Origin of the sequence: Methylomonas lenta (assembly GCF_001644015.1) — a bacterium.
GTDB lineage: Bacteria > Pseudomonadota > Gammaproteobacteria > Methylococcales > Methylomonadaceae > Methylomonas > Methylomonas lenta.
On record NZ_LUUI01000135.1, the window covers coordinates 1 to 10,836 of the forward strand.

7 protein-coding genes are annotated in these 10,836 nt (G+C 48.1%); 2 read left to right on the forward strand and 5 right to left on the reverse strand.

Translation table 11 applies throughout. From position 1 onward, the window contains the following. Positions 1-233 precede the first annotated feature (233 nt). The gene (locus A1359_RS16415; RefSeq protein WP_066985600.1) at positions 234-878 is read right to left on the reverse strand and encodes a response regulator transcription factor; all 645 of its coding nucleotides are present in this window, start codon (positions 876-878) and stop codon (positions 234-236) included. Next, the gene (locus tag A1359_RS16420) at positions 875-2,182 is read right to left on the reverse strand and encodes an ATP-binding protein (protein ID WP_066985604.1); all 1,308 of its coding nucleotides are present in this window, start codon (positions 2,180-2,182) and stop codon (positions 875-877) included. Before A1359_RS16420 ends, A1359_RS16415 begins: the two co-directional genes overlap by 4 nt. 225 nt (positions 2,183-2,407) lie before the next feature. On the opposite strand from A1359_RS16420, the gene A1359_RS16425 reads away from it, so the two are divergent. Next, the gene (locus tag A1359_RS16425) at positions 2,408-3,961 is read left to right on the forward strand and encodes a phytoene desaturase family protein (RefSeq protein WP_066985607.1); all 1,554 of its coding nucleotides are present in this window, start codon (positions 2,408-2,410) and stop codon (positions 3,959-3,961) included. A gap of 159 nt (positions 3,962-4,120) precedes the next feature. Here A1359_RS16425 and A1359_RS16430 read toward each other — a convergent pair whose 3' ends face one another. Further along, positions 4,121-4,408, reverse strand: a complete 288-nt coding sequence (locus A1359_RS16430) for an encapsulin-associated ferritin-like protein (RefSeq protein WP_066985611.1) — start codon at positions 4,406-4,408, stop codon at positions 4,121-4,123. Between the two features lie 357 nt (positions 4,409-4,765). On the opposite strand from A1359_RS16430, the gene A1359_RS16435 reads away from it, so the two are divergent. Continuing rightward, positions 4,766-5,470 carry a hypothetical protein gene (locus tag A1359_RS16435; protein WP_066985615.1) on the forward strand — a complete coding sequence of 235 codons (705 nt, stop codon included), beginning with the start codon at positions 4,766-4,768 and terminating at the stop codon, positions 5,468-5,470. A 501-nt stretch (positions 5,471-5,971) separates the two neighbouring features. Here A1359_RS16435 and A1359_RS16440 read toward each other — a convergent pair. Continuing rightward, complete coding sequence (locus tag A1359_RS16440; protein WP_066985617.1) at positions 5,972-9,430, reverse strand: YhaN family protein; 3,459 nt, start codon at positions 9,428-9,430, stop codon at positions 5,972-5,974. Between the two features lie 7 nt (positions 9,431-9,437). Next, positions 9,438-10,694 (reverse strand): metallophosphoesterase family protein, encoded by a 1,257-nt coding sequence (locus tag A1359_RS16445; protein ID WP_066985619.1) that lies wholly within the window; start codon positions 10,692-10,694, stop codon positions 9,438-9,440. Positions 10,695-10,836: the final 142 nt, after the last annotated feature.

A 10,836-nucleotide genomic window follows, 5' to 3' on the forward strand; every position in this document is an offset into this window, starting at 1 on the left:
CTGTAATCTCTTAACTCAATTCGTCATAAATCTTACTAAGGAATGCGCATGAAACAAGTTCGTCAGCTGTGGGTGCGAATTTATTCGCACTGTGCGGATAAATCCGCACCTACACAGGATTCTTGCATATGATATTCCATGCATATTCCTAACCGACCTGTAAAAGCCATAGCCCCCTCGGCGAGTTATTTAGCCGGGTGCAACATGATTATGCACTGATAAAGCCTCAAAAATCAGCGCCCTGTCACCCCTAAATTGACTGCAATATGTGCTAGTTCGGCGGTGGTATTGATTTGTAGTTTCTTCTTGATTTGGGTGGCATAGTTGGCGACGGTTTTATGCCCAAGACAAAGCTGGTCGGCAATTTTATGCACCGTCAACCCTTGCGCCAGCAAACTAAATACATCAAATTCACGTGGCGAAAAAGCCGCAATCGCCGCCTGCTGATCAGTTTGAGCCAGATTATCGGCACTGACTTTCAATAAACCACGCTCCACATAAGTATCGCCTTGCAGGATACTCATGATGGCTTCGGCCAGAATTTCCGGTGCACTGTTTTTGGTGATATAGCCTTTGGCGCCGGCACTCAAAGCCCGATTAACATAAACCTGTTCGTGATGAACACTAAAAACCAGAATCAGCGCTTCGCTATCACGCAGCACAATGCGGCGTATGGTTTCCAAACCACCAATGCCCGGCATGGATAAATCCATTATCACGATATCCGGCTGTAATTCCTGATACAACTGAATGGCCTGTTCTCCGCGGGATGCTTCGCCAATGACTTCTATGGTATCGCCGGCAGCCAACAGCATTTTAAAGCCGGCTCGCACTACGGCATGATCATCGACCAGAATAGTTTTTATTTTAGCGTTCATGATACGGGTATCCAGGCGGTAATTCGCATACCGGCACCGGGTTGCGAGTGTAAAGTAATTTCCCCATCTAGCGATTTGATGCGTTCTTTGATGCCACGCAAGCCAAACCCGCGACTAAGCATATGCAAATTGCAACCTTGTCCATCATCGACCACTCTCAAAACCAATTTTTTTTCAGCTGAAAGACTCAGATCAATCGACACATGATCGGCCTGAGCATGCCTAACCACATTGGTTAAACATTCCTGTATCACCCTAAAAATTTGTCGGGTAATGTTTTTGTCCAGCCCATCCACCTCATCAGCGCATTGAATGCTTAAATCCAGATCCGGGTTACGTTCTGACCAATGGTTGACCATCTCTTCTAAAGTGGCCTTCAACCCCAGCTCTGTCAGCACCAAGGGATGCAATTGTTGCATCATCGAGCGCAGCACCAACATCAAGTGATCACATATTTCTGTGATGCTGCGGGTGATTTTACCGCTATCGGCCTTTGGTTGAGCCGCCGTAACAGCCATTACTTTGATAGCGGTCAGAGACTGGCCAAATTCGTCATGCAATTCCTGAGACAAGCGCTGGCGTTCTTCCTCCTGAATTTCTAAAGAATGCTGAGTTAATGCATGATTTTCCTGCTGGGTTTTTTCCAACTCCACTGTCATATGATTGATCGCCTTGGCAATACTGTCGAATTCTGCAGTAGAAAATGTTGGCAGTTGCTGGCGATACTGGCCAGTTTCAATCACACGCAAAGTCTCGACGATGACATTGATAGTTTTGAGTGATTTATTCAGTACCAGATTGACGGCCAAAAACGTCAACAAGGTTAGCAAAGAAATAGAGGTGAAAAACCCCAGACTCTCTTGCCAGACCTCGGTAATTTCATCCAGCGGCTGTGCCTGAATAATTAAAGTAATGACGCCACCATCCAGGGTAGTTATTTGATGTTCGACTTTGGGGTAATCGCCTTTAACCCAGCGAATAAACCAGTCTGGCGGCATCTGTTCCGGATGACGGTGTTGCGATTCGCCGGCGAACTGAATCAGTTGGCCATTCGGGTGTTGTAATTGAATACTTAAATGACGCGTTTGCCGTAAAGCACTAAAGCGAGATAGATCATCAATCTGTAGCGGTGAAGGCGTGTCTACCATACCCAAGGTAATTAATTGCAAGGCCAATTGAATAGAGGCATCGACTTCTTTTTCCACTGCCAAGCGCGCTTGCCAAATAGCCAACGCACCACCCAATACCAAGATGCACAATGATGACAGCAAGATGCGAAAAATAATCTGATAACGAAGGCTCATGCAGCAAAGTCTGGTGAAATCGGACATTATCATCGCTAGGCCGTTAAGCTACTATAGGAAAAATTCTTTTTTGCCTGGTTTTAGATAGCTATGGGTAAACAACCAGCGGAGTGCGGGCAAGCAGTTTGGATGCTCTCATCTTTCCCGACTTAAAAACCCTCTGCTTGTATTTTACCCAGGTTTTTTCTAAGCTAACCCGGACATTATCCTCATAGCAGACTATCAATGCGCGGCGTTCTCAGGGAATCGGAAAAAGAAGTTTACGATGTAATCGTCATAGGCGCAGGCATTGGCGGCTTGAGCACGGCCGCTTTGTTGGCAAAGGCCGGAAAGTCGGTGTTATTAGTAGAACGGCACGACAGGCCGGGCGGTTACGCGCATGGTTTTCGGCGCCGGGATTTTCATTTCGACGCTGGGGTGCATTTGGTCAGTGGTTGCGGGCCTGAAGGCTATCGCAACGGCAGCACTATTCATAAGATTTGCCAGGCAGTGGGCATAGACCCACAAGCTATTTTCCTACCTATCCAAAACTATGCCCGAGTCGTTTTCCCGGAATTCGAAATCCCCTTGCGAGCAGGCGAAGAAGCTTTTGTTAGCGGATTGACCGAGCATTTTCCAGCTGAAAAAGACAATCTGCTTTCGCTAATTCGGCTTTGCAAACTATTGGCAGAAGAAGCCATGTTAGCCGAAGAAATACTGGATCAAAGCAAAACCAGCCGGGTCTCGCCAGCGCAAGTGCTGAGTAATTTGTTTCGCTATCGCCATACGACATTGACCGAAGCGCTGGATGCATTTCTGGTTGATCCGCGCCTGAAAAGCGCCTGCGCCGCGCTTTGGCCCTACTTAGGCTTGCCACCCTCTCAGTTATCGTTTCTATATTGGGCCAGCATGATGGCGGGCTATATTTACGAAGCCGGCTATTATTGTCGCGGCAGCTTCCAAACTTATGCCAATCTGCTGGCAGCCGCTGTGACCAAGCAAGACGGTGAAGTGTTACTCAACGCCAGTGTGCGTCGTATTTGTGTCGATCAAGGCAAAGCAAGTGGCATTATGCTGGAGAATGGCCAGCTTATACGGGCCAAAATCGTGGTGTCCAATATCGACCTTAGGCAGACAGCCGAGTTATTAATCGGCCCCGAACATTTGCCGGAAAACTATTGCGAAAATTTGGCGCAATTAACCCCGTCCTTATCGATTTTCGCCAACTACATAGCAACTGATTTGCCATTGGATGAAGAAGTGCATAGCCATGAGTCATTTTTCTACGAATCCTTCGATCACGAAACCGGCTACGCACTGACACGGGATGGCCATTCCAATTGGTTTACCGCCACCCTGCCTAGCTTAACCGATTCCTCTCTGGCACCTAAAGGAAAACACATCATGTTGTTGACTACGCTATGCCCATTCCAAATCGGCCTATCCTGGCGGCAGGCTAAACAAGAGTACCAACAAAGGTTATTGGAAAAAGCCGAGCAGTATTTTCCCGGCTTGAATGATCATCTGTTATTGGTGGAAGCGGGTTCACCGAGAACCCTGGAACGCTACACATTGAATCAGCAAGGCGCAGCCTATGGCTTTGCACCCAGCCCCAAGCAAATCGGCCCCAATCGGCCCAGCGTGCGCGGTGCTTTGCCCGGTCTTTATCATACCGGACACTGGACCCGGCCCGGTGGCGGGGTAGCAGGTGTCAGTGTATCGGCTCAACTCGCTACGCAAGCTATACTCGATATACCCCAGCAGGAAGATTTATGGAAGTTTTTGGCAGGCCAAGATTAATCAGGCATACATGCAGATAAATAGGAAAAATCACCCTCGTAGTCTCCTCTGGAGAAAGTTCTGTTACTTTTTGTTTGATCTCAATTCAAGCTATTGGGTATAACGCCTGACATAAGGGCGCGCAATAGCGCGTCCTGCTTGACGAATGGGTAATGTATTTTATTTATGGGCTATTGGTTTATTTGTAAACAAGTAATCTTTTAATTCCTTATCAAATCTAGGGTCTTGCCTTCTTATCCATTCAAGTACCATTGCCGCATGTTCTTTTTCCTCATCTCGATTATGCGCAAGAATCGCTTTTAAGTCTGCATCTTTGCACGCATCAACTCTTTGGTTGTACCAGTCTACAGCCTCAAGCTCTTCCATTAGTGATGTAATAGCTCTGTGCATATCTCTGGTTTCGTTTGTGAGTTCTTCTATTGGTTCGTGATAGCCTTCATTAGACATTTTTATCTCCTCGGAAAATAGTACCAAGTTTGAATTGCATAACGTTTATAGCAGAGACGCGAACATGCTGTTTGGATAATTACTACCTATAGCACGGTAAATGCGGTGAAGCACGAACCGTATCCTAGCTGTCGAAATACGTTACACATTTATTCCGGTAAATAACCAGCAAACAGCTATTGAGCTAGATTAGGGTGTCAGGATTCTTTACAACGTTGTCGACTGCTTGAATCAAGCAGGAATTAAAACGCGCCATCCATTTGAAATTAGATTATTTATATAATTTGGCACAGATATCGCTTACGTAATCGAGTGATTAAATAATCACCACTCATTATTAAATTTAAGGCATTAAAAATGAATTTAAAAGTAATCAGTACGCTTATATTACTTTCAACTAGCAGTCTTCCTACTTATGCTGCTATAGAAGCCACTTTGACCTACAAAACTCCCACAGGTATTGCTTTACCTACAGAAGTCATTCAAGTTTGGGGAACACTATCATTATCCTCCTCATCGGATACGTTTACCTATGACCCTAGCATTCCATCTCCATACGGGATTGATGCGTCTATCTTTCCCACCACAGGAAACAATTACAATTTGAACATTTTTGATGCGCCTTTTGCGTCCATTACCGGCAGCAATCTTTTTGTTTCAAGAAACTGTAGTGGTAATTTTGGTAATGGGTGTTCTGCTGGTGAATACACTATCGAACAGGGCACCAGCACTTGGTTCCAAATTGAACAACCTTTCACCATGACTGCCGGAGAAAGCCGCTATTTTCTGCTAGCTGAATTTACACCTACAGATGGCTCAGCAGCACCCGGTGACTACATTTTCTACACTGCCGGACTTGGTATAGATATAAGCGGTTTGGATGCTGACAACAATGAAATAACTTCAGAAGTGGCTTTCATCGCATGCTCATCTGGAGATGAAAGCTGTGCATTTACACGGACGGTCTCTGCAGTACCCATTCCGACTGCTGCATGGCTATTTACATCGGGTCTTTTGGGGTTATTGGGTTTCTCCAGAAACAAACAAAATCGTTCGGCCTAAGCTTAATGAGTACTTTGGATTGCCTTATAACTGATTAGTAAGCTTATTCAGCCATACCAAAACAGTTCCATCATGCCCACAGGGAAGCGGACATCCAGCGCCATGGACGGCAGATTTAGCAGCACTATCCATGCGGCCCTGGGTTCGGCATTCTTTGCCGGAACGACGATTGATAGGATTTTATAGAGATCAGCCCGCTCAGGTCCGATTAGCCCTGCGTAATCGGACGCATGTCATTCATCCCCATCCACTACGGAGTTTACATCAGCACCAATCAAGCGGCTTAACACCTTTAGCGACATAGCGGTGAAAAGTCGATAATAAAATCAGACTCTGCGCGTTTTGGGTAGAGAGCGAATTTAAGTGCGCTTACAATGAACATAAGTCGTCCTTGTTTGAGTAAATTCGGTTTCAGAGTTTTCCGGTAAATGCTGTTTGGCTGATTGAAGTAAATATTTTAGAGATTTTATCTATAAATTTCTCAAATCATCGGAATGCCAATCACAAGCACACCACATTTACGTGCTTGCCAAACACCTCTTGAACCGTCGGAATCAAATGGTCATGGTGGCTCAGGAAGATCACTTGGGTTTGTTCTGACAATGCCTTAAGTGCATCAAACCCCGCTTTTGATCGGACATCATCGTAGTTGATAAATAGATCGTCTGCGACAAAGGGCAATGGCATAGCCTGTTCCAAGTGCATTTCAAGAGCTGCCAGCCTAAGTGCCAAGTAAAGCTGATCTCTTGTGCCGTCACTCATGCCAGAAATACCGACCAGCTTGCCATCGGAGCGTAGCCCCTCTAGGACCATGGGTTCCCGTTCAAAATCCACAATCAGCTTGCTAAACGATCCGGAGGTTAATGTTGAAAATATTGCACCCGCACGCTGCAACAATGGTCCCTGCTTCTCTTCTCGATAGCGGTCAATTGACCAACGCAACAAGCGCCCGGCGGTAAAAACTTTCACGTAACGTTCTGCAACATCCGACATTTGCGCAAGCGCTTCTTGACGTTGAGCCTCTGCTTGGGTGGCCGCGTCTGATCCACCAATTTCGGACAAGATTCGTAAGGCATTTGCATGATCAGCCGAAAGCGTCGTTTGCTGTAGCACAGCATCAGAAATTTCGTCGTTGATGTGTGTGAGTTCGGCGGCCAGCTGAAGCAGGTCAGCCGCATCAATCTCCGCTTCGAGTTGCTCCCGTGTCAGACCATCTCCCCCATTGAGAAGACTGGCCTTAGCTGCTGCCGAATTTGCATGTAGGCGACGTTGCTCGTCAGACCGACCAATCGCTTCATCCAACAAAGCCGTGGTGTCGACACCTGCTTTTTCCATTAATGGTTTCAAACTCGCCGTTGCTGTTTGACTTGATTCCTTGGCTTCCATCACCTGATTGTTTGCGACACGCAGGGCTTCCTTCAGTCGATTGCTTTCCGCAAAAGATTCGCGAGCTTGAGCTAATCGATAGGCTAATGTTTGCGCAATTTTCTCAGCTGGCTGATCTTTCAGCTCAGTGGCAATAATTTGTGCGAGTCGATCAGCTTCGATAAAAAATGCCTGCAGATCAGCATTCATGGTGTCGATACGCTCGACTTGAATCTGCCGCATTTTGTCTAGCTTTTCGGCTATTTGCTCGATGAGCTCGAGAGCGCCTTCCGCCGTGCCAATATCGCTGTCAGGGGGCAGCCCCGTTTTGGTCAGCGTTTTTGACCAAGCTTCAGACCAGCGGCTTTCCTCCGTTTTTGCATCCTCAGTGGCTTGTTTTAATGTAGTCGCCAGTGACTGTGCGGTAAGACATTGAGCCGATAAGGTTTCGTGCCGAATTTTAGCGCTGTCTATGGCTTGAATATACTCTTCTGCCTGAATACACAGGACAGACAAACTATCCGTATCGACCACAGGAAGCCCGGCTTCTTGTAAGGCCTTGGCGAGGGTTAATCTGGATGCTGCAATTGATTGGCAAAATGACTCCACGTCACTCTGTGCCTCTTGATAGGCAATCCCAGCAGACAGTGCCCTCTCCCGCCTAAGAATCCAGGCACCCATGTCTTCTAGGTGCATGCCGGCCAAATCCATGCTTATCGCCTCTTGAGCCCATCGGTCATCAAACAGTTGAAGGTGTTGTTCCAATTGTGCAGATTGGCCTTCTATCAGCGTTAGGCTCTGCTGCTCCCGTTCAAGCAACTGATTCAAGCTTTGGAGTTCGGTTGCTTCCTCGACATCGTCGAGTCGTCTATCGGCGACTTGGTCGGCAGAGACAATTTTTGCTTCAAACTTTAGCGCTTCTTGAAGCAGATCCATTTCACCGGTTTTGATAGCTTGCCATGAAGCATCGCGTTCAGTTCGAGCTTCAATCACCGCTTCAAGTGTAATGGGATGATGCAGCGCTTTAAATTGAGCAATTTGCAATTCAATCTTGGCAACCGCGGCTGTTTGATTTTTTAGCCGCAGTAATTCAGCTTTCCGGTCAGCAATAAGCGCCTGCCGCTCTTGTATCAATCGGTTTATTTTTTCTTGGCTAGCTGGCTCTAGCGCCATTAATTCAGACAAGGGCTTGCTCCATTGCCCCAACTCCAATAATAAAGCTTCCAACGTTGACTTCGCCTTGCTCAGCGTAGCCTGTAGCTTTTGGATAGCTATCTCGGTGTCACCGAATGATTTGGCGTTTGCTAACGCTGCACGCAGCGCAGGCTTGATCTCACCAGTTTGTAAGTCAGCTAGTTGTGTTGATAGCGCTTTGATTTCAGAAAGCTTGGTCTTTTCTGCCTGTTCTGCTGCCCGTAAGGTCTGAATAATACCGCCACGGTCGCGGATCAGTTGCCTGAGTTCGCGTCGCACCAGCAGTGTCGGCAGCCGTTGGACAATTGTGCTTTCAGAGTCTGGCGCCCAACCCAGCTGGGTGCAGGCAAGACCAACGGCTTGCCAAAGTGCGGCTATTTCATTTTTTCGATTGGCGATATCGCGGTTGTAAGCGCTGTATTGCAGGCGAAGGTTATCCAGTTTGCTTATGTCGGCTGCCAATTCAAGTACGGCTTCGTCCACATCGATGAGTGATAACGCTTCCGTGATGTTTTCAAGCTCGCCATTGCGCAGCTCCAGGCGCTGAAGAGCGATAGCAAGCTCACGTTCTGCGCTTGCGAGAGTGGCCGCAGCCTCTGCCGGTAGTTCTATCACCTCACCCATTTCAGCCAGTTTCTGTTCATTTTCCCTTAGCGTCATCAGAAACGGGGCTAGCCGACGAATACGTTCAAGGCTGTTGCGCTGGCTTTGGAGTTGCTGATGGCGTTCACGCTCATGACTGAGTGCTTCTTGCAGAGATTCGACCTTATTATTGGCCTCCACCCAGACTTTAGTGCGAACCGTGGCTTCCTTTAATGCAGTGCTTGCCTTGTCGAGCTGGTCTGCAGCGATGTAATACGCCCGCTCATTGGCTTTTCGGGGCGCCCACAGTTTATCCGCTTCGGCGACCAGCGCATCACGAATTTTACCGAGACTGGCAACACCCGCTGCTGATTGAAACAGAATCTGACCGACGTCATTCTCGGCATTCAGGATGCTATTGCCGCCGGACACCAAGCGGGTATGGTCAAGACCAAACATTTGATCAAAGAAACTTCTATCCGCAGTCCCGAGAAACGGTGTCAGCGCGGTATCTGGCAAGACGACATCCTGTGGTGAGCGTAGGGTTTGTCTTAGCGCTTTAGCGCGCTGAAATTCAAGCGTAACTGCTGCATTGCTAATGTAAGCTCCTAAGCGCAATTCGTTAAGCGGGTGCAGGAAACCATGAACGGAACGCGAAGGGATGCCGAACAACAGATCAACAATGGCGGATCGCAAGGTGGACTTGCCGGCCTCATTCGGTCCGACAATTAAATGAAAATCTTGGTTGGCAGCGGGAAACTCAACCGAGCGGTCAGAGAATTTGCCATATTTGATTAAGTCCAAGCGGTGGAAGCGCATCGTCAGCTCACTCCAGCTTGGCTAAATGAGACACCAGCCCCGGACGGACTTCGCGAACCAAATCCACCAGATCGCCAGAGCGAATGGCTTTAAAGTAAGGCACAGTAGTTTGCAACTCCAAGGGGGCTTTATTGACTAGGCCCAACAGATCATCTTGCAAGCTTTTCAGGAAGTCGGCATCTGATTCAGCCGCCTGCAGCAGATCCTGCAAATCGGATAGTGCATCGGCGCGTGCTCGCACCGCCTCACCGTCATCTGCCGCTGAAGTGGCCACCTTGACCTTTTCAATCCAAAGCCGTTCAGCGCCGATAGCAACTGCCAAGGCCAAGACTTCGGCACGCAATTGCGACTCCAGTCCGAAAAGATCGCCGTGCGCGGTCGTTTTGCCGCTGACGGTGACTCTAACTGCTATGGGGATGGTCGACGGGCTGTTTTCTACCAGCTCTTCAAGCGCTTTGCCTATGACGGTCACTACTTCCGATAGTGTTTTGCAATCGGTGGCATCGACTTCAAGATTGGCCCAGCGCAAAACATCGACGAACAGGCGCTGAATGTCCTGAATGCCCTGCTCGTCTGCCGTCACCATCACGGCACCACGCGGTCCGGTCTCCCGGATATGCCGTCCTTGCAGATTGCCAGGGAAAACCACTGTCGAAGCACCTTCCCATATTTGATGTTCATGTACATGACCCAATGCCCAGTAGTGGTAGCCCTTGGCATGCAGTTCATCCAAACTGCACGGGGCATAGGTAGCATGTGCCGCATTGCCCTCCAGCGCGGTGTGTAGCACGCCAATATTGAACATGCCTGGTTCCGGTGCCGGATACCCTGTAACGAGGTTTTCTAAAGTCTCTTTTTCCTTAAAGCTGCGGCCATGTAGGGCAACCTTTAAGTCATCGAGAAGAAACGTACTGGGTTTGCGGGTATCAAAGCTGAAGACATTGTCAGGCAGTTGCAGTTTCTTGGTCATTTCACTTTCGGCATCGTGGTTGCCGAACAGCAGATACACCGGAATACCCGCTTTTTTCAGGCGGCCCATTTCTTTACAGAAATAAATGCCGGTGTTGTGATCCTTCCAGGTGCCATCATAAAGGTCGCCGGCAATCAGCATAAAGTCTACCGCTTGCTCAATCGCTTCGGTAACCAAGTTGGTAAACGCATCGCGAGTCGCCGTGCGCAGCATTTCCACCGGGGCATCGGCGTATGCGCTCAATCCGGTTAACGGGCTATCCAGGTGTATGTCTGCTGCATGAATAAACTTCACTATCCTTTTCCTTTTTTTGTGTGACTAGCTAGTGCTTAATTGCGTAGTAGCTATCGTAGCTTTAATCTGACTCCCTCGCACGAGAAGAAAATTTATGCCAAATTACAGAAAAAGCTGTGCGTGGAGTCACTGCCATTAAGTT

What these genes read in the sequence shown, in the direction of transcription:
- A1359_RS16420 (WP_066985604.1), bottom strand. Translation starts at nt 2,182, where the DNA reads ATGAGCCTTCGTTATCAGATTATTTTTCGCATCTTGCTGTCATCATTG.
- A1359_RS16440 (WP_066985617.1), bottom strand. Translation starts at nt 9,430, where the DNA reads ATGCGCTTCCACCGCTTGGACTTAATCAAATATGGCAAATTCTCTGAC.
- A1359_RS16425 (WP_066985607.1), top strand. Translation starts at nt 2,408, where the DNA reads ATGCGCGGCGTTCTCAGGGAATCGGAAAAAGAAGTTTACGATGTAATC.
- A1359_RS16415 (WP_066985600.1), bottom strand. Translation starts at nt 878, where the DNA reads ATGAACGCTAAAATAAAAACTATTCTGGTCGATGATCATGCCGTAGTG.
- A1359_RS16430 (WP_066985611.1), bottom strand. Translation starts at nt 4,408, where the DNA reads ATGTCTAATGAAGGCTATCACGAACCAATAGAAGAACTCACAAACGAA.
- A1359_RS16435 (WP_066985615.1), top strand. Translation starts at nt 4,766, where the DNA reads ATGAATTTAAAAGTAATCAGTACGCTTATATTACTTTCAACTAGCAGT.